General features: G+C 64.4%; 15 protein-coding genes and 1 pseudogene. 6 read left to right on the top strand and 10 right to left on the bottom strand.

The annotated features are described in order from the left end of the window. Positions 1 to 190 precede the first annotated feature (190 nt). Together ACHWUQ_RS19455 and ACHWUQ_RS19450 are read left to right on the top strand one after the other, a co-directional pair. Positions 191 to 1,057 carry a response regulator gene (locus tag ACHWUQ_RS19455; protein WP_394682135.1) on the top strand — a complete coding sequence of 289 codons (867 nt, stop codon included), beginning with the start codon at positions 191 to 193 and terminating at the stop codon, positions 1,055 to 1,057. A gap of 197 nt (positions 1,058 to 1,254) precedes the next feature. Further along, entirely contained in the window at positions 1,255 to 1,647 is a 393-nt protein-coding gene (locus ACHWUQ_RS19450) for a hypothetical protein (RefSeq protein WP_394682134.1), read from the top strand. A 16-nt stretch (positions 1,648 to 1,663) separates the two neighbouring features. Here the strand turns inward: ACHWUQ_RS19450 and ACHWUQ_RS19445 are convergent, their stop codons facing one another. From ACHWUQ_RS19445 to ACHWUQ_RS19430, 4 genes are read right to left on the bottom strand one after another with little or no spacing between them, the layout of a single operon-like run. Continuing rightward, the gene (locus ACHWUQ_RS19445) at positions 1,664 to 2,845 is read right to left on the bottom strand and encodes an MFS transporter (protein WP_394682133.1); all 1,182 of its coding nucleotides are present in this window, start codon (positions 2,843 to 2,845) and stop codon (positions 1,664 to 1,666) included. Then, positions 2,842 to 3,867, bottom strand: a complete 1,026-nt coding sequence (locus ACHWUQ_RS19440; RefSeq protein ID WP_394682132.1) for a zinc-binding dehydrogenase — start codon at positions 3,865 to 3,867, stop codon at positions 2,842 to 2,844. Before ACHWUQ_RS19440 ends, ACHWUQ_RS19445 begins: the two co-directional genes overlap by 4 nt. Further along, the gene (locus tag ACHWUQ_RS19435; protein WP_394682131.1) at positions 3,864 to 5,003 is read right to left on the bottom strand and encodes a flavin monoamine oxidase family protein; all 1,140 of its coding nucleotides are present in this window, start codon (positions 5,001 to 5,003) and stop codon (positions 3,864 to 3,866) included. Before ACHWUQ_RS19435 ends, ACHWUQ_RS19440 begins: the two co-directional genes overlap by 4 nt. Next, positions 4,997 to 5,671: a cupin domain-containing protein gene (locus ACHWUQ_RS19430; protein WP_394682130.1), complete on the bottom strand. Its 675-nt coding sequence runs from the start codon at positions 5,669 to 5,671 to the stop codon at positions 4,997 to 4,999. Before ACHWUQ_RS19430 ends, ACHWUQ_RS19435 begins: the two co-directional genes overlap by 7 nt. Positions 5,672 to 5,858: 187 nt before the next feature. On the opposite strand from ACHWUQ_RS19430, the gene ACHWUQ_RS19425 reads away from it, so the two are divergent. After that, positions 5,859 to 6,836, top strand: coding sequence for a LysR substrate-binding domain-containing protein (locus ACHWUQ_RS19425; protein WP_394682129.1), 978 nt, complete (start codon positions 5,859 to 5,861; stop codon positions 6,834 to 6,836). Positions 6,837 to 6,973: 137 nt separating this feature from the next. On the opposite strand, the gene ACHWUQ_RS19420 is transcribed toward ACHWUQ_RS19425, so the two are convergent. Next, positions 6,974 to 7,072 carry an IPTL-CTERM sorting domain-containing protein gene (locus ACHWUQ_RS19420; protein ID WP_394682268.1) on the bottom strand — a complete coding sequence of 33 codons (99 nt, stop codon included), beginning with the start codon at positions 7,070 to 7,072 and terminating at the stop codon, positions 6,974 to 6,976. 446 nt (positions 7,073 to 7,518) lie between these two features. Here ACHWUQ_RS19420 and ACHWUQ_RS19415 point away from each other — a divergent pair, with 446 nt between their 5' ends. Next, positions 7,519 to 7,695 carry a hypothetical protein gene (locus ACHWUQ_RS19415; RefSeq protein ID WP_394682267.1) on the top strand — a complete coding sequence of 59 codons (177 nt, stop codon included), beginning with the start codon at positions 7,519 to 7,521 and terminating at the stop codon, positions 7,693 to 7,695. A gap of 91 nt (positions 7,696 to 7,786) precedes the next feature. Here ACHWUQ_RS19415 and ACHWUQ_RS19410 read toward each other — a convergent pair. Continuing rightward, a pseudogene (locus ACHWUQ_RS19410) lies at positions 7,787 to 8,332 on the bottom strand (Ig-like domain-containing protein); the annotation flags it as partial. 1,403 nt (positions 8,333 to 9,735) lie between these two features. Between ACHWUQ_RS19410 and ACHWUQ_RS19405 the strand changes: the two are divergent. Further along, the gene (locus ACHWUQ_RS19405; protein WP_394682128.1) at positions 9,736 to 10,131 is read left to right on the top strand and encodes a hypothetical protein; all 396 of its coding nucleotides are present in this window, start codon (positions 9,736 to 9,738) and stop codon (positions 10,129 to 10,131) included. 162 nt (positions 10,132 to 10,293) lie between these two features. Here ACHWUQ_RS19405 and ACHWUQ_RS19400 read toward each other — a convergent pair whose 3' ends face one another. From ACHWUQ_RS19400 to ACHWUQ_RS19385, 4 genes are all read right to left on the bottom strand, one after another. After that, positions 10,294 to 12,879 carry a TonB-dependent siderophore receptor gene (locus tag ACHWUQ_RS19400; protein WP_394682127.1) on the bottom strand — a complete coding sequence of 862 codons (2,586 nt, stop codon included), beginning with the start codon at positions 12,877 to 12,879 and terminating at the stop codon, positions 10,294 to 10,296. Between the two features lie 95 nt (positions 12,880 to 12,974). Further along, a complete protein-coding gene (locus tag ACHWUQ_RS19395) occupies positions 12,975 to 13,994 on the bottom strand; it encodes a FecR domain-containing protein (RefSeq protein WP_394682126.1) in 1,020 nt (339 codons plus the stop codon). A 4-nt stretch (positions 13,995 to 13,998) separates the two neighbouring features. Then, positions 13,999 to 14,511 carry a sigma-70 family RNA polymerase sigma factor gene (locus tag ACHWUQ_RS19390; RefSeq protein ID WP_394682125.1) on the bottom strand — a complete coding sequence of 171 codons (513 nt, stop codon included), beginning with the start codon at positions 14,509 to 14,511 and terminating at the stop codon, positions 13,999 to 14,001. 153 nt (positions 14,512 to 14,664) lie between these two features. Beyond that, the gene (locus ACHWUQ_RS19385; protein WP_133855691.1) at positions 14,665 to 15,297 is read right to left on the bottom strand and encodes a response regulator transcription factor; all 633 of its coding nucleotides are present in this window, start codon (positions 15,295 to 15,297) and stop codon (positions 14,665 to 14,667) included. 498 nt (positions 15,298 to 15,795) lie between these two features. Between ACHWUQ_RS19385 and ACHWUQ_RS19380 the strand changes: the two genes are divergently transcribed. Next, positions 15,796 to 16,164 carry a response regulator gene (locus ACHWUQ_RS19380; protein WP_239811484.1) on the top strand — a complete coding sequence of 123 codons (369 nt, stop codon included), beginning with the start codon at positions 15,796 to 15,798 and terminating at the stop codon, positions 16,162 to 16,164. Positions 16,165 to 16,249: the final 85 nt, after the last annotated feature.

Below are 16,249 nucleotides of genomic sequence, written 5' to 3'. Positions count from 1 at the left end.
ATTGAGACCGCCATGATTAATCGGCCATCTGCTGAAAAGGTGGTGGATATTCTGTGCCGAACCGGTTTTATATGCGCCATCGGATGGCGCTGAAACGGGATGGATTCGAATCTGGCGCAGGGGGTTGGAGACTCAGATATTGATTTCAGAGGATGGCTGTAGTTTTAGCCATGGTTCTGTAAAAACATATATGAGTAATAGCGCGGGGAAAATACCCCATGTACTGATCGTTGACCGTGATTTGCAGCAGCTTCGTCCTTTGGTCGCGGCGCTTCGCAGTATTCCTTATGACATCACGGTGCTGGAGCATGAAAATCAGGCCTATAGCCGTGCGCAGTACCAGCTGCCGGATCTGATCGTGTTGGATCTGCGATTGCCGGAGCGCCAGGGCCTCAAAGTCGCCCGCCTGCTGAAGGAAAACCCCGCGACCGCCCACATACCCCTTATTTTTCTGTCATCGCTTTATGAAGAAAACGACCGGGTCATGGGGCTCAGGGCCGGGGCGGTGGATTACATCCTCAAGCCCTACTATGTCGAGGAAGTCCAGGAGCGCATTCACATCCACATCACCCTGGCGCAAAAACGTGCGGCGGCTTTGCGCGGTGCCAGCCCCATCGCGCCGCAGCCGGTGTCGGAGCTGCTGCCCGCCAATCTGACCATCAAGCAAATCGCGACGGAATTCATCCTGAGCCGCATCAGTGATTCGGCGCTCAAAGGCAGTGGTGTCGCGGCGACGCTGGGCTTGTCGATGCACCGCTTGAACATGGTGTTTGAAGCGGTCGACGGCATCACCGTGTTCGAGTTCATCCGCAACGAGCGCATGACCCGGGCGGCGCGCATGCTGGAGCAAACCACGCTGGGCGTTGCCGATATCGCGACCGAGGTGGGCTACCCGAACTCGGCCAATTTCTCGACCGAGTTCAAGAAGTTCTGGCAGAAGTCACCCAAGCAGTACCGTGTGGCCCTGCGCGACCCAAGCGGTCTGGTGCAAAGCCAAAATGCGGGGGAAAAGACGATGGGACACCAGCCTTCAGACGGACACCCCGGCCCGCAGTGATGGCCTGGCGGAATTCACCGCCGCCAATGCACTGCCCATATCTGGGATCAGCGCCTGGGGCCGCTGGCTGGTGGCGTCGGGGTGCCAGCCGCATTCCACCAAAAGGCTGCTCGGAACGTCACGGTCCTGCCGGGCCCTGATCGCCCCTGCGGTCTGAGGGGCCTATTGAGATGCTTACCATACTGCCGCCCATGCCATTGACGACGCTGCCCTGTGGCGAACCTTGCGAAATGCAACCCGGCTCTGGCATTGAAAGCCTGCGCTTTTCATCCCAGGGACTGGCCCTGCGCATAGCGCTTGGGCTTGGCCCGCAGAACATGGTGGAAGGCTTGGATATCGCCTTTCCCGATGCCTGTGCGTTCCGCTATCTCGATGAGCTGGACTTGCAGAGGTACTGGCGCTCGCGCGGTTTTGTGCGCGGCTATCCGGTGCTGGAAGTGCAGCAGGGAGGCTGGCTTGATGAAGAAGTCGTACTGCAACAGCGCCACTACCACCAGCGCGAATGGCTGGTGGTAACAGGCAACGGCTGCGTCAGCGTGTTTGCGGCTTCCGCGCCTGATGTGGTGCCCGTGCAGTGGCGTTTGGGGTAAGCCGCTCGCACTGGCCTCACGGCGACGTCTTCACCGATCTCCGCACCCGCGCCAACCACGCCAGCGACAACACCGCCAGCAGCACAAGCGGCAGCATGGGCCCGACCACCCAGTCCCAGCCATAGGTGGTCAGCAGGCTGCCCGATGCGAACGAGCCCACAGCCATCGCGCCAAAGACCACAAAGTCATTGAGCGACTGCACGCGCGGGCCGTCTTCGGGCGCATGGCATTTCAGCACCAAGGCCGACGCGCCGAGGAAACCAAAGTTCCAGCCCAGGCCCAGCAGCACCAGGCCCACCCAAAAGTGCGAAACGCTGATACCGGCCAGACCGGTGATGGCCGCAAGGGCGGTCAGCACCAGGCCGGCGAAGATGATGCGGCTCTCGCCAAAGCGCTTGATCAGGCTGCCGGTAAAAAAGCTCGGGGCATACATTGCGATCACATGCATTTCGATACCGTAGTTGGAATGCGCGCGCGAGATGCCGCACAGCTCCATCGCCAGCGGCGCGCTGGTCATCATGAAGTTCATCAGCAGGTAGCTGACGGTGCCGCAGAGCAGGGCCACCACAAACTGCGGCTGCCGCACGATGGGGGCGAGCGGCCGCACCACTGCCGGCCCGCTGCGTGGCGGGATGGTCTGGAACTTCACGCCCCGCAGCACGATGGCGGAGAGCACCGCGACGATGGACGAGCAGATATAGGTGAGGCTGTAGGCATAGGGCGGCCAGGCATTCATCGTGGCGCTTACCAGCTGCGGCCCCACCACGCCGGCCAGCACGCCGCCCGCCAGCACGGTAGACAGCGCCTTGGGCTTCTCCTCAGGCGATACGCATTCGGCCGCGGCAAACCGAAAACTCAGCACCACCGCCGCATAGGCGCCGCCAAACAGCGTGGCCAGGCAATACAGCGCAAACGAGCCTTGCACGATCGCCAGGCTGGCGATCAGCCCCATCAGCACCCCGCTGAGATTGCCCAACTGGAAGGCCCGGGCACGCCCGTAGCGCCGTGCCACCTGGCCCGCCGGCAAGGTGGAGATCGCCATGCCCACGACAAACATCGTGATCGGCAAGGTCGCCAGCTCGGGCCGGGGCGCCAGCATATGGCCGATGATGGCGCCCGTCGCATACACCACCGTGGTATTGGCGCCCGACAGCGCCTGTGCCAGCGCCAGGCGCGCTACCGAAGGATTGATATTCATGGTTGTGCTCCTGCGTTCATCGTCAGCACCATGCGGAACTTGACCTGGCCTGATGCCAGGCGGGCCAAGGCCTCAGGCGCACGCGCCAGCGGCATGGTCTCGATCCAAGGGCGAATATCCGCCAGCAGGCTGAAGTCCAGTGTCTTCTCGGCGTCGTAGGGGCTGCCGGTGATGGACCCGGCAATGGCCCGCTCACCGGCAACGATGAAGCCGGGCGACACGCTGATCGCCTCTTTGCCGACACCCAGCACCAGCAGCTTGCCCTGCGGCGCCAAAGCCGGCAACAGTTGAGACACTGCTGCGCTGTCCGTGATGGTGGTCAGCAGCAACTGCGCACCACCCATGGCCTGCAGTGCTTGCACGGGGTTTTCGCTGTTCGTGTCGATATAGTGGTGCGCCCCAAGTGCCCGCACGTCGGCGGCAATGTCTGCGCCCCGGCCTACCGCCGCCACCCTGAAGCCCATCTTGCGGGCATACTGCAGCGCCAGATGGCCCAGGCCGCCCATGCCTTGGATGGCGACCAGGTCGCCGGCCAGCGCACCCGACTTGCGCATGGCATTGAACGTCGCCAAGCCCGCACACAGCAGCGGCGCGGCTTGCACAGTGTCCAGTGCGTCAGGTATCGCGACCAGGCCGGTGGCGCGGGCCAGCATCATTTCTGCATAGCCGCCATCGCAGCTGCTGCCCACCACCTGCTGGTTGCGGCAAAGTTGAAACACCCCTTGCCGGCACAGGCTGCAGGCATGGCAGTGGCCGCCCAGGCGCCCCACACCTACACGCATGCCCGGCGACCACATCGGCGGCACATCCCGGCCCAGCGCTGCAATCCGGCCGACTATTTCGTGCCCCGGCACACGCGGGCCATGGCGCTGTGCATGTACATCAGCCAGATCGGCGCCGCACATGCCACAGGCTTCCACAGCAATCAGCACTTCGCCAACGCCCGGCATGGGCCGTGGGCGCTCTACCCATTCCAGCACCCCGGGGGATGTCACCTGCATCGCGTGGTAGGTGGGTTTCATGGCGTCTCCTTCTTAACTGGCATGCTTGGTTGTTCTTGAGTGAGGGTGGCTGCAGCGAGCGCGGCCTGAACGCCATGCGCTGCGGCGTCTACCGCGCCGGCCACATAGCCGGGGAACCGTGCGGACCATTCGCAGCCAATGCCCCGCAGGCAAGCCTGCCAAGGGCCGTCATGGGCGGCCATGGCAGGGGCCGTGGGATGGCCGGCCGCGCCATCGGTATCGGCCGCGCTGGCGGTGTAGGCATCCTGCGACCAGTCCTTGATCCATTCGGCGCTGGGCTGCAGCGCTTCGGCCCCGAACAGCCGGCCCATCTGTTGCCTGCAATGGGCCAGCAGCGCCTGCTCGCCCCACTGGCGGCGCGCGCTGGCGCCGATGCCGATAAAGCCAAACAGCGCCCCCGCCCCTTGCGGGGGCGATGCGTCATGGATCTCGGCCATCGGCCCGGCATAGCTGCGCGCCGCGCCGCTCAGGCCTTGCGTGCGCCAGAAGGGCCGGGGGTACAGCGCCACATATTTGGCATGCGGCGCCATCCAGGTGGGGCAGGCGGCCCAGGCGTTGGCCAGCGCTGCAGGCAAAGGCGGCACAAAGGTAATGCTGTCAACGGCCAGCCGGGGCGGCAGGGCGAGCAGTACCTGCTGGGCCTGTAGCTCCCACGGCCCCTGCGGGCCGATGGCGTGGATGCGCACAGCACCACTGTCCAGCCGGTGGATGGCCGACACCCGATGGCCCAGGCGCAACCTCGCGCTGGGCACCCGGGCGCGCAGTGCATCGGCCAAAGCGGCCAGGCCGCCTGCCATGCGCATGGAGGCGGTGGAATCTTGCGTACCCGCGCTGATGCGCCTCGGCGCCAGATGCGGCGATGCGTCGATCAGAAAGTCACCGGCCTCGGGCTGCCTGAAGGTGCGCAGTGGGAGTGCCTGCACCAAGGCCCACAGCGCCGGTTGTATCTCGGGCCAGAACCAGGTTGCTCCCAGGTCCACCTGGGCGCCCTGGTGGTCGGCGGCCAACAGACGGCCACCGCTGCGGTCCTGGGCTTCCAACAGCACATGGTCAATGCCTTGCTGCTCCAGCAAATAGGCGGCATACAGGCCGCTCAAGCCCCCGCCCACAATCGCGATAGATGCGCGGCTCAGCACGGTGCACCACGGCGGGCCAGGGCGGCCAGGTGCCCGGTCTTCACAAAAACCATTGTGTCGCACACGGCCTGGATGTCTGGCTGTGACCCGGCCGGCAGCCGCAACCAGCTGCCTTCCGGGTAATGCTGCCCGCGCACAGACAGCGCACCCGCGAGCACCAGCAGCTCCAGCCCGCCGCTGGCATCCCAGCGCAATCGGCCTTGTCCGGGAACCTGCTCTGTGTAGACCCGTTCCTCGTCGTTCTGAAAAAGCGCACAGGTAGCGCGCCCATCGGCCTGGCACCAGTTCGCGCGGTCCAGCGCATGGATGCGTACTACCGCCGTGTCATCCGGGCGCATCTGGTGGAGCTTCACAAAGATCAGTGCGCCGGGCTCCGTGTGTGGCCGGTGCGCCGACTGCGGTGGATTGCGCAAGTACCAGCCTCGGGGGTAGTCACCGGTTTCATCAGAGAACACGCCCGACAGCACCAGAATCTCCTCTCCGCCCGGGTGCTGGTGGGCAGAGAAGTGCGAGCCCGGCGCATAGCGCACCAGGCTGGTGGCGCGGGCCACTTCGGCACCTACCCGGTCCAGCATCATGCGCTCGACACCGGGCCGCGGCGACGGCCTCCATTGGTAGTCGCTGGGGGTGATGTGTACCGCTTGGTTCAGGTCGGCGTGGATATGCATGGCAGAAGGCGGTGGGGTAGCCAGGGCGGTGCGGGCAGCGCTGGGATGGAAAATCTGGTCTTTGTCAGTCAAAGCAGGCTGAGCTTTTCACCGGCCATGCAAAGCACTAGGATGGCAGGATTGTTCTGCGTTGTTGGACACCTGACAAACGCTTTATTCTTTGCCAGCTTTAAAGAAAATCTTTCCCATGGGCCTCTTGTCCTCCCTCAACGCACTGCGCGCTTTTGAAGCCGCTGCCCGTCACCAGAGTTTCTCGGCAGCGGCTGAGGAGCTGCATGTCAGCTCGGCGGCGGTGGGGCAGCTGGTGCGCAGCTTGGAAGACGCCATTGGCGCCCCGCTGTTCAGCCGTGCCAGCAGTGGCCGGCAGCGTCTGTTGCCCAATGCGCTGGCGCTGTCGGCGCTGCCCGATCTACGCGCCGGCTTTGTGCGCTTGCAGCTGGGGGCCAGCAAGCTGGCGCAACCGGTGGCCAATGGGTCGATCAAGCTCACCGTCAGCCCGGCCTTTGCGGCCAAGTGGCTGCTGCCGCGTATTGAGCGCTTTACCGCACAGGTGCCCGATACCGACCTGCTGATGGACACCAGCCAGCGCCTGGTGGATTTTGTCGCGCAGCAAATAGATGTGGGCGTGCGCTATGGGGCAGGGCGCTGGCCCGGCTTGGTGGCAGACAAGCTGATGGATGAGCTGGTCTTCCCGGTCTGCTCACCCGCCTATGCCAAAACGCACAAGTTCCACAAGCCGCAAGACCTGCTGCTGCATCCCCTCATCCACGACATGACCGGCGCAGGCAGCCAGGACTATGTCAACTGGGCGGCCTGGTTTGCGCATGCGGGTGTGGGCCAGGCCAGCGTCCATCGCGGCCACCGCATCAACAACTCGGCCGCCGTGCTGCAAGCGGCCGTTGACGGCCAGGGCATTGCGCTGGCGCGTGGCGTCATGGCTTGTGACGATGTGAGCTCGGGACGTTTGGTCCGTCTGTTCCCCGACATCGCTGTGCTCTCGCCCCTGGCCTACTACGCGGTCTACCGTGAAGAGACCGCGGCCAAGCCGGGCCTGCAGGCCTTTTTGGACTGGCTCAAGCACGAGGCGTCGATGGACTGTGCTGCGCTCAAGACCCCGGCCAGATCCAAGACCGATGCTCCGCTCCGCAAGCGCCCAACTGCATAAGGTTGACGGAAGGCCGGCTGCGCTTCCCTCATGCATGGTCAGCGGGCTGACCCTGCGCACAAGGCCCCAGCGACATAACCAAAAAAACGCCAGTCAGCGTTGCACTGACTGGCGTGTCTCTGGCAGCAGCGCGCGGATCAGCGCTGCTTGCGTGCGCGTCCGATGCCGGTAACGCCCAGGCAGGCGGCCAGCAGCATCAGCGCCCACATGGACAGCGATGGAACCGGGGTGGGCACGGGGACCGCCGTGATGGTGATGTCCCGGCTCGCCTTGCTCGTCAGGCCCGAGCCGCTGACCAACGACGTTCCGGCTTCGGTCGGTTTGCCTTCCACGGGGCAGGTCACCACCGCGCCTTCGGGGATCGCAGAGGGCGATGTCCAGCTGCTGGCTGCGGGTACCGCTGGCGTCACGATGGTGCAGGCGCCTTGGCGGATGCCCGCTGGCAGGCCCGCGACCGTGCAAGCCGCATCGGGCTGGTCGGCACTGCCCTGGTTGGTGCAGGTAAAGCTGCCTTTATAGGGCGTGCCGATGGTGCCGGTGGCTGGCAAACCGCCCAGGTCGATGGCGATGGCTGGGGCGCCCACGACCGTGATGTCCTGGCTCGCCAGGTTGTTGCGCAGGTCGCTGTCGCCGGTGGTGCCGGTCGTGCCGGTGGTGGTCGTCGTTTTCTTCACATTCGCCGGTGTGCCACCGACCGTGCAGGTCACCACCGCGCCCTGCGCTATCGGGTTGCCCGCGGTCCAGGCGCTGTTGTCCGGGCTCAGCGTGCAAGCCTGAACCTGGAGACCCGCTGGCAGCGCACCGATGGTGCAGGTGGTGTCAGACAGCGCATCCGCATTGCCCAGGTTCGTGCAGCTGAATTGCCCCTGGTACGGCACACCCACGGTCGCCGTCGCCACAATGCCGCTCAGGTCGATGGCCAGATCCGGGGCCGTGACCGTCATCGTGACCAGCGACGTCGCGCATTTGGTCTGGTCGGGCGCCGCCAGGCACACCTGGTAGCTGAAGGTGTCGGTGCCGACAAAACCCGGGGCAGGCGTGTAGATGAACTGGCCAGGATGGGCGGGATCGGCCGCAATCGTGCCGCCGTGGGCAGACGACGCCTGTGGCGTCACCGAGCTGCCCGCTGGCGCATGGGGATCGTTGGCGGTCAGGTCCAATGGCGCAGAGGGCGTGTTGATGCGCGTGCTCGCGTTGTCGTCGGCAGTGGCCGGCGGATCGGCAAAAACATTCTTGATCTCGGTCGGCACCCAGCTGGGCGGCAGCCCCGTTTCTGCCGGCAGACCGGGCAGCTTTTCTGCCCGCACTGCGATGTTGTCCAGCTCAAAGCCCGCCCCCCAGAAACGGATCTTCTTGATCGTCGTGGAGCCGAATGCCGTGGTGTCCTTCAGCACATAGTTCAGATAGACATAGGGCTCACCGTTGTTGCCCTCGATAAAGGGATTGCCGTTGTACTGGGCGCGGCTGTAGGTGGTGGTTCCGTCCAATGCCTTCATCGTGCGGTTGGAGGGCGAATTCAAAAACGCCATCAGACCGTCGGTGGTCATCGCCGTCAGCACGTTGTCGTTCTCATCGAGCAACTCGACGTTGTTGCCGTTCGAGCCTGCCGACCACCAGAAGCCGACATAGCGCGCCGGGTTGGTCAACGTGACCGTGACACCTAACGGGTTGCCGGTCGTCCCTGCATTGAGGAAGTTGGAACCCCCGCTGCCCACTGCCGTACCGGTGCCTGCGCCGCCATACACATTGGCAGCGGCCACATTGGTGTTGCCGCCGGTGCCTACCTCGTACGTTCCGATGGCCCAGTTGCCGGACGTTTTCGCGCCCAGCGTCTCGCCGTTGAAGGTCTCGATGGTGTACGACTCGCCGTAAGTGTCTGACCACGGCAGCGCGCCCTCGGGCACGGCGGCGTTGAGGGCTGCGTTGCGCACAGGCTGGGAAATGTAGAGGGTCAATTCACTGGCTAGGGCATTGCTCAGGCCCAGCGCTGCAACGCAGGCCAGGGACGAAGCCTGGCAAACTTTTCTTATAGAACGCATAAATTATTAAAAAGAGAGCACCCGGTGCTGATCGTTTATGTGTATCGATGTGGGCGAAAAAAACCCGCTCGCGCGGACGCCGGCGAGCGATCGTCAATAGGTGCCTAAGGGGTGGGGTGGCCGAACCAGCGGGGCGCCGGATCCGGTTAAAAGCGGCATCACCAACACGGGGCTGGCGGGCGCCAGCGGCTATGCGCGAAGGGTGAGGCCCATCGAAAAAAGCAATTTTAAAACAAAAATCACATTTAATGACAAAATTTACACAAGGTGTAAGGTGGACGCCCGCACCCACCAGCACCATGCCGCTTCCCGATCGAGCCTGCGCGAACTGGCCATCCATCTGCTGGCGCTGACCCAAGCCAAGGGAGCACAGGCATGACCAAAAACGCCCAGCCGCTGCATGCAGACCTGGCTAAGGCATGCCATTTCTGCCGTGCTACAGTCATGGCGCTGCGCCGGTAAAGCGCAGCCGGGATTGGTCTCCCGTTGAATCCTCTGCGACGTAAGCCGCAGTACCCGCAATGGAATGCGGCTTTGTCAGTCGTGCCCCCTTTTATGGCGGCTCGACAGGCAGGCGCAAGCCTGGCTGGTTCTCGCAAGAGGGTTCCCAGTAGACCAACCTGTCGAGCTGCCGCCCTGATTGGTCTCGGAGTGGCGGTTTTTGTAAACCGAACCCTCCTGGAGTCCACCATGGCTCAGTCTTCTCCTGTGCGCATTTCCGCGCCCATCTCCCTAGGCGAAACCGCCCACATCCAACGGCATGTCGACGCGCACCACGCGCTGAATAGGGCCCTCTACCAGCGGTGCCCGCCACAACCTGGCGGTTCCACCGCAAGCATCCCGAGCCAGGAGGCGTCCTCATGAACAGCACGGCCAAAACCGCCGCGTATGCGGATGCCAGCTCGGATACCTCCCGCCTGGATACCGCCCATGCCGATGCCCTCCAGGCCATCGCAGACCAGGGCGAGCCGCCTTTGGACATTCACGACATTTGCAGGCGCCGCAGGGCCTGCGGTTTGACGGAAGACCTGGCGCTGACCGAGTGCGAAGCCCAAGCGATAAACACACGCTTGTATGGCATGAGTGCGATAGCGGCGCTGCTGGTGGGCGCCGATGAGGAGGGGGCATTCAAGCTGAGCCGGTGGCTGCAGGGCGGCCTGCACAGCGCTTTGTATGCCTTGACCGAGGATGCCCAGGCGGTGCTGCACCGTGCCCATGAGAAAGCTGCCCAAGCGCACAAAGGCAGCGCAGCGTAAATCACAGCGCTGGGTATCCTCCGCAGACCACGCCGAGCCACACCGCTCTACATCCCCCAACGGAGCCGAGCTCTTTGTCGCGGATGGAGGAGAGGCTGACTGGCCCTTGCCCATCCACCTGGTTCAGGGCGGGGGCCTCAGCACATCTGCTGGCGCAGTGGCTTAGAACTGGTATCGCGCAGTCAGCATCACATGGCGCGGCTCGCCATAGACGTTGCTCGGGAACGTCGCCGTGCCGGACAAGGCGTTGTAGTAGGTCTTGTCAAACAGGTTATTGATGTTCAGGCGCAGGTCCAGCTGCGGTGTCGCCTGCCAGCCGATCACCAGGTCGGCAATGGCATAGGCATGCTGGCGGATGTTAAAGGGCACGCCGCTGGTGGTGCCCTGGTTGTAGATGCCGCCCTGGCGGTAGACCGTGCCGCCAATGCGCCAGCCCTGCAGCGCGCCGGGCAGTCGGTACATGGTCGAGAGCTTGAACAAATGCCGGGGCGTGTCGGTATCAAACAGCGCGCCCACATTGGCGGCATTGGCATCCTTGCGGTAGCGCGCAATGGCCACGGTGTAGCCGGCGCCCAGCTGCCAGTTGGGGGTGAGCGCGCCTTGCAGCTCCAGCTCCACACCCTGGCTGCGCACCTCGCCAGCAGCGGCGTAGCAGGTGGTGGCGGGGTAGCTCGCGCACTGGGTCTGGTCGCTGGCGCGGTAGGCGCGGTTTTGCTGATCCATGCGGAAGACGCTGGCCGACGCATTCAGGCTGCCGTTGAAGTACTCGCCCTTGATGCCCAGCTCATAGTTGCGGCCCACCACCGGGCTCAGCAGCTGGTTGTTCGCATCCAGGTAGTTCTGCGGCTTGAAGATATCGGTGTAGCTGGCGTACAGCGCATGCTGGTCGTTCAGGTCGTAGACCAGGCCGGCGTACTTGCTCAGGCGGTGTTCGATCTCGTAACGGTTGTGGGCGCTGACGGACGGCGTGTTCGCGGCAAAGTTGGGGTAGGTGTTGACGGTGTCCCGGTAGTCAAACCAGTCCACCCGGCCACCGACGATGAGCTTGAGGCGGTCGGCCAGGTTCAGCCGCGTGGTCGCATACAGGCTTTGTTGGGTGATTTTGGCGTCCATCCAGTCGCGCAGCGGAATCTGCGGGTTGGCCACGGCGCTGGGGTTGAAGTGGCGCAGATCGAGGTTGCTGTTGAGCACCAGGCCCTGGCGGCTGTTGCCATCAAAGTCGATATGGCGGTAGCTGGCGCCCAGCACCAGCTCATGCTGGCGGCCCAGCAGCGCAAAGGGGCCGTTGGCATACAGGTTGATGCTCGATTGCTTTTCCTGGTGCGCATTGCGCGCGCCCAGCTGGCTGTAGAGGCCGGTCGTCAGGTTGTGGCTCAGGTAGTGGCCTTGCATGTCCATCTCGGCCTGTGCGTAGTAGGCCGACAGCTGCAGGCGCCAGTCATTGTCAAAGCGGTGGTCCAGACCGAGGAACGCCGAGTTCGTGGTCTTGTCCCAGTGCTCCCAGTCATTGGCGTACGAGGTGGAGCGGGGCAGGCCCAGGTCGCTGCCGTCGCTGGCCACCGGCAGGCCGGTAAAGCCGTTGCCATGCAGCTTGCTCTCCTGGTGCAGCGCGCTCAGGGTCAACGTGGTGCGGGCCGTCAGGTCCTTTTCCACAATGCCGTACAAGGTCTGGCCCTGGCTGCTTTCGCCGCGCTTGTAGCTGCCGTAGTCCTGCGTGGCCGCCACCAGCCGGCCGCGCAGGCTGCCGTCGTCCGACAGCGGCCCAGCGGCATCAAGCTCGGCGCGGTAACGGTCCCAGCTGCCGGCGCTGACGCTGGCCGATATCTGCCGCTCCCGGGTGGGCCGCTTGCGCACCAGGTTGATCGCGGCTGACGGGTTGCCTGCCCCCTGCGACAGCCCGGTGGCGCCGCGCACGATCTCCACCCGGTCGTAAATCGCCATGTCGGTGGCCAGCAGGTCCTGCGACAGGTTGGAGCTGTCCAGGCTCACCGGCAGGCCGTCGTACATGATGTTGTCCACATACATGCCGCGCGCAAAGAACGACGCGCGCTCGGGCCCAAAGCGCCGGTAGGTCAGGCCGGGCGCTGTTTGCACCACATCATTGACCGTTGCCAGCCCCTGGTCCTGGATGCGCTCGCGGGTGACCACGGTCACCGCCTGCGGCGTCTCGCGCATCGACAGGTCCAGGCGCGTTGCCGTGCGCATGCTGCCTGTCGTGTACGACTGCGTGCCCTCGGTGCGGCCATCGCTGCTGCCCAGGCCTGGAGCCGTGCTGGTCACGGTGATCTGCGGCAAGGTGTAGCTGGCAGTTGCATCGGCGCTGGTGGCAACCGCTGGCGCGCTTGCCGTGCTGCCCGTGCTGCCCGTGCTCGTGGCCCGCAGCACATAGGCGCCATTGTCTAGCTGCACCGCCTGCAGGCCCGTGCCCGCCAGCAGCAAGGCCAAGGCCTCGGCCACCGTGTGGCGGCCGCTCAGGCCTGCGGTCTGTTTGCCATCGCTTTGCGCTGCGGTAAAGCTCAGCATCGTGTTGGTGCTGCTGGCCAGCTGGCGCAGCGCAGGGGCCAAGGGGCCGGCGGGAATGTGCAGCTCGGCGGTGTTGCTGTCTGTAGGGGCGTTCGCTGTGCTGCTCTGCGCGCTCGCCAGGCTGGGCGCGCCAGCGCTCAAGCCCAGCGCCAAGGCCAGGCAAGCCAGCGCGATAGGGGAAGGATGGGGGCGCCCTGCATGGCGGGCGGGTGGCAATGTCGGCATGTGGTTCCTCTGGGCGGGCCTGGGCAAATGCAGGTCCCTCATCAGCTAGGTGCCGCGAGCCAGCGAATCGGGCAGCTTTTACTGCAAATATTTTTTCAAGGCCCGGGTTCTGCCGGCAGCACCGTCACCCAGTAACGGCTGCGTGTGCGCACCTGCACCGGCAGCACGCTCGGCAAGGTTGACAGAATGCGGTCGGTATCGCCCAGCGGAAACACCCCCGACAGCCGCAGCCCTGCCACCTGCGGATCGGCCCGCAGCACACCCGGCCGGTAGCGGCCCAGCTCCGCCAGAAAGTCGTCCAGGCGCTGCGCATCGGCCATCAGCTGGCCCCGCGTCCAGGCCTGCGTTTGCGCATCTACCGCGCTGGGCGCATCGATGGCGCTGTGGCTGAACCGGGTTTGCGCGCCGGCCTGCAGCAAGCGCGTGCCGCCCGCGCCATCGCGGCAGCGGATCTCTACCGCGCTCTCCAGCACCGCTACTTCGGTGTGCGCTGCCTGCTGGCGCACGGTAAACCGGGTGCCAAGCGCGCGGATGCTGCCCTGCGCCGTCTCCACCAGCAGCGGGCGCGGGTCGGCGGGAGCGCCCAGCGCATGGGCGGTCGTCACCATGATCTCCCCGGCCAGCAGCACCAGGCGGCGCTCTGTTGCACCCAAGCGCAGGTTCAGCGCGCTGCCGGTGTTCAGCAGCAGTTGTGTGCCATCGTCCAGCGCCAGGCGGCGCTGCTCGCCGGTGGCGCTGCGGCAATCGGCCACCTGGCGCTGCCAGGCGGTGGTGCGCGATGCCAGCAGGCCCGCACCGGTGGCGATGCCGCCCCACAGCAGCAGCCGCGTGGCACGCCGGCGCGCGTCCGATACCGGCTTGCGCGCGCCCCGGGCCGTCAGCGCGGTGTAGGCCGGGTGCGGGCCCAAGGCCTGCATGCGGCCGGTCACGGCTTCGATATGCTGCCAGGCGGCCTCGTGGTCCGCATGGGCCTGGCGCCAGGCGGTCCACTGCAGCTGCTCTTCAGTGCCGGCATCGCCGGACATCAACACCGTCAGCCAGTCCGCCGCCGCATCGGCCGTGGCCCGGCTGATCACGCGGCCGCCGGGCAGGGTTACGGTGGTGGAGGCAGGCATGCGGCTACAGCGCCATCGCAAACAGGCATTCGCGGTTGGCCCGCGCCAGGTACTGCTTGACCGAGCTGGCGGAGACCGCCAGCTTGCCGGCAATCTCGGCATAGCTCAGCCCGGCCAGGTGGGCCAGCAAAAAGGCCTCGCGCACCTTGGGGGGCAGGCCGTCCAGCACCCGGTCTATCTCTTGCAGGCTCTGCACTGCGATCAGCTGGGTCTCGGGCGATGGGGCCAGCGCCTCGGGCAGGCAGGCCAGCGCTTCCAGGTAGGCGCGCTCCAGCAGCTGGCGGCGGTGGCGGTGGGCCACCAGCCGCTTGGCAATGGTCGCCAGAAACGGCCGGGGCTCGCGGATCGCTTCGCGGGGGGTGGCGCTGGACAGCAGGCTGACAAAGGTGTCCTGCGCCAGATCGGCTGCTGCAAAGCTGTCGCCCAGACGCCTGCGCAGCCACTGCTGCAGCCAGGTGCTGTGTGCGGCATAGAGGCCGCTCAAGTCATCGTCGATGGAGAGATCCGGGGAGGGCATGCGCGCAGCACCAAGCAATGTCAAATGAGAATTAATCGCATTTTATGCCGCTCTGCAAGGCAGCGTGCGGCACAGGGCCAAGCAAGCGCCGCGCCCCGCCAACGACAACGCCACCCGAAGGTGGCGTGTGTTGGAGCGGGGTGGGGAGGGCGATCAGCTGATCAAACCATTCTTCAACGCATAGTAGGTCAGGTCGCTGTTGGAGTTCAGGGTCATCTTCTCCATCAAGCGGGTGCGGTAGGTGCTGACGGTCTTGACGCTCAGCGACAGCTGCTCGGCCACATTGCTGGCGGTTTCGCCCTGGGCGAGCTTCAGGAACACCTGGAACTCGCGCTCGGACAGGTGCTCATGCGGCGGCGCATCGTCCTTGCGGCCCAGCTGCTGGGCCAGCAGGTTGGCCACCATCGGGGTCAGGTAGCGCTTGCCCAGCGAGATGGTGCGAATCGCTTCGACAATCTCGCTCGGGTCGCATTCCTTGTTCAGGTAGCCGTTGACACCCTGGCGGATCAGGTTGATCGCGTAATGCTCGGCCGGGTAGCCGCTCAGGATCAGAATGCCCATATCGGGCTCCTTGGCGCGCAACATCGTCAGCGCATCAATACCGCTTTGGCCCGGCATCGACAAATCCATTACCAGCACGTCAATCGATTCATTGCGTACCAGGTCAATGGCTTCGCGTCCGTTGGAAGCCTCTCCTACGACGCGGATATCCACGAAATCCGCCAGAAATTGCTTCAGCCCCGAGCGAACGATAGCGTGGTCATCGACAAGTCCTACGTTGATCATTGGTCTTCCTTGGTGGCGGCAGCACAGCGTTGGCTGGCTTGCTCGCGGTCTTCTTTGAAACGGCGCAACCGGACCTGATAACCGCAGATGGGGAACCGCAGACCTATTAATTTCGGCCTGCAGATAATGCGACTGTAATGCGCTGCGAGAATATCCAGAGCCGTATTGCTTATTTATTAATTTGATGCCGGGTATGGACTGGCCGCAATGGTCAGCTCCATACCCTTTTTTCAAAAGCCTCAATGGCAGGACTTCATTTTAACGATGGTTTGCAAACCGTTTGTGGGTGCGCATATACGGTCATTGTCAGAATAGGACTACAGTGCCAAATCCGATTTTTGCCAGGGGTTTTCGTGGTACCACGCATATTTTCTGAAACCGTCCTGTGCTATATTCCAGCGGCATAAAAAGAAAATGTCCTACATGGATAAATTTCTTCATGCAAATCTCAGTCGGCAATAGCTTTTATTGCAATTAACATTGATTATTGGGTTTGCAATGCGAATAGTCTACATAGAAGACAATGACGAGCTGCGAGAGACGATTGGCTGTCTCATGGAAGGGCCGGGCCGCAGCGTGACCTGCTGCGCCAATGCGGAAGAAGCGCTGCAGCTCGATGGCCAGGCGCCGTTTGACCTGGTGGTCACCGATGTCAGCCTGCCTGGCCAATCGGGCACCGACCTGGCGCAAAGTCTGTTGCAGCAGGCGCCCCAGCGCTGGATTGTGCTGTGCAGCGGTTATGACCTGGGGCACTACCCCAGCCAGTGGGGCCCGAACGTGCGCACCTTGCTCAAACCGTTCGAGATCGAAGAGCTGGAAGATCTGCTCGGCCACATCCAGACCCAGCACACCGGTACCCTCCAGTAAGTACCAGCCGGGCGCCCGGCGCTGCTGCCGGCGCCCGCCACGGACCTGCCGCCTCCCAGCCGCTTGCTCTCCCCCCCCGAATGAC

It is taken from the genome of uncultured Comamonas sp., assembly GCF_964277875.1.
Lineage (GTDB): Bacteria > Pseudomonadota > Gammaproteobacteria > Burkholderiales > Burkholderiaceae_C > Comamonas > Comamonas sediminis.
The sequence above is the reverse complement of the archived record's forward strand: the minus strand, read 5'-3'. Positions and strand labels throughout refer to the sequence as shown.